2 protein-coding genes are annotated in these 2,361 nt (G+C 36.0%); both read right to left on the bottom strand.

Going from position 1 to position 2,361, the window contains the following annotated elements:
* Positions 1-274: 274 nt before the first annotated feature.
* Positions 275-1,621: an IS5 family transposase gene (locus tag U1E26_02730; protein MDZ4168559.1), complete on the bottom strand. Its 1,347-nt coding sequence runs from the start codon at positions 1,619-1,621 to the stop codon at positions 275-277.
* Between the two features lie 258 nt (positions 1,622-1,879).
* Positions 1,880-2,149 carry an antitoxin gene (locus tag U1E26_02725; protein ID MDZ4168558.1) on the bottom strand — a complete coding sequence of 90 codons (270 nt, stop codon included), beginning with the start codon at positions 2,147-2,149 and terminating at the stop codon, positions 1,880-1,882.
* Positions 2,150-2,361 lie beyond the last annotated feature (212 nt).

Genomic DNA, 2,361 nt, shown 5'->3' with positions numbered 1-2,361 from the left:
AACTTGACGGCGGAGGGGATTAACTTGACGGCGGAGGGGATTAACTTGACGGCGGAGGGGATTAACTTGACGGCGGAGGGGATTAACTATTCAATGAAGTGGGTTGGCTACTAAATGATGCGGTTTGACATATTGTCAGATGGGTTTAGCGTTTCAGAAAATGAGCTAAACTACCATATTTGTGCGAGCTTTGCGGTTAAGAAAGATTATAAATTAACCGCAAAGCCCGCAAAGGAAATAAACGCAAGGGTCGCAAAAGCTAAATAGTCAGTCCTTAAAAACCCAAATTTGTTTTGGGTAAGTGTAAATTCTGATGGAAAAACTGGAAAATTGGTGTAATGAAAAAGCGATAAAAAAAGTGTAAAAAAGATGACTGCCATTTTCTCATCATCCTTTTGAAATTAAATGCTGCAGCAGAAAGCATCACATTTATAGCATCACCAATTTCTCCCTTATAGAAATTGCGACTTAATCTATGGTCACTTTTTAGATGTCCTATTATCGGTTCTATTGCTGCTCTCTTTTGGAACTGTTTTTTTAACTTGTTCTGTTTATACTTCGTCTGAGTTTTATTATTAAAGGGTTTTGGTGTTTGAATCTCTACGTCATTTATTCTTATGGCTCCTCTGTATCCTCTATCGGCTGTTGCAGTTTTTATACTATTTCTTCCCAACATCTTTTCGGCTTGCTCTAATGCCGGCTTTAGTGTATGACCATCATAGGGATTCCTGAAGCTTAATGCACCTACAATTACACCGGTTGTTTGTGTCAATATGATTGATACTTTATTACCGAACTCATATTTCTTGTGTTCCTTACCTTTAGATATACATTGAACTTCTGGCTCGTGTAAAGAATATACTTTGTTCTTATCTTCTTTTTTCTGGCTTAACACCCTCTTAAACAATTCTAAATCACATTGATATGGTGAATTTGGCAGTAAATTACGCTCTAATTCCCTTACTAATCTACCCGCAATCGTTTTTACTTTCCTGTCTGCTTTGCGTGCCTTGCCTTTGTTTTTAGGATGGTTACGAAACCGTTGATCTAACCCGAGTTTCTTTAGAGTTCGGGTGTAAGTCTGACGAATCGGTAGAGCTTCCTTTTCTGATATTGCTTTACATTTTGTTATTATTTTTCTGTGTAATTTGTTGTCTGTTGGATAGGTTATGTTTTTCTCCTGTACTGTTGTGTCTATGCTTACATTTGGATCAAAGCTATCACTTCCGTTTATGCGAATGCTTTCCTTCAAAATAAGTTCTATCCCCGCCTCTCCTATTCGATTACGGAAATGTACCAACTCAGAGGCTTCACAAGGACTATCAGCAATAAATTCAGACCCGCCGCATAGATACTGGTAGTACAGATTTTCCGACCATTGTTCTACCACGCTTTCATCTGAGATGTTACGGATGTGCTTTAATATCAATAGTCCGACCATCAAGCGGATTGGAAGGGCAGGACGTCCATTGTTTGGGCAGTAAAGAGGACTGAAAGCATCTTCAAATTGCAACCAATTAATTCTATTTGCCAAAATGTATAGGGGATGATTCTGATTAATTGTGTCCTTTAGGGAGAAGAACATACTGATTTGTGTCTTTTCTACTACTTTTTTTAACATATAATCTGCAAGGTTTTTGATTTAAAGCTAATATATCTTGCATTATTTTACAAGTAATATTTCCACTAACACCTTATTATTTAATATGTTAAAGGGTTTTTAAGGGAAGACTAGTTATATGTCTGCTACCGCAGTGCTTATTGGCTGCTAAACTAAATGTTCAACAAAGCTTTTACAAAAACAAGCACCTCGCTTTGGGCTTATTCTCAGTCCTCAACTAAAGTGAGTTCACTAATAGGCACGGGTTATACAGCTTCTCTATGTTTGTGAAGATTTTGATTTTCCTTTATTATACTTGTGGATTATGCTGGAAATTAATGTTTGATAGGGAATCCCTTCTTCAACTGCCTTTACTTGTATATCATGATAATCTTTTAAAGTTAAGCGAATATTTATTCTTTTGTTCTTAGATATACTTTCTTTTGCAGCTTTTACATAAACTTTTTGATCTTCCTTTTTAATAGGCTTCCAGTCACCTTTTTCGTAGGACTCTACTAATTCTTTTTCTTCTTTATTTAAATATTTCATGTCTATTCTTCTTTGTCTAAATATTTTTTATATAACTCCTTCAGATAGCAACTAAGTTTTGCCAACCTAACTTGAAGACCAACATTGATTATATTCCTGACTATCAACCTTGCTTGCGCAATTAACCAGCCTACAGGCAGGCAGAGAACATACGTTGTGTTTTTCGTTCTTTGAAATTACTACTAATTAGTCAGTCCTTAAAAACCCAAATT

Source organism: Coriobacteriia bacterium (assembly GCA_034370385.1).
In the GTDB taxonomy this organism is placed as follows: Bacteria; Actinomycetota; Coriobacteriia; order Anaerosomatales; family PHET01; genus JAXMKZ01.
The sequence above is the reverse complement of the archived record's forward strand: the minus strand, read 5'-3'. Positions and strand labels throughout refer to the sequence as shown.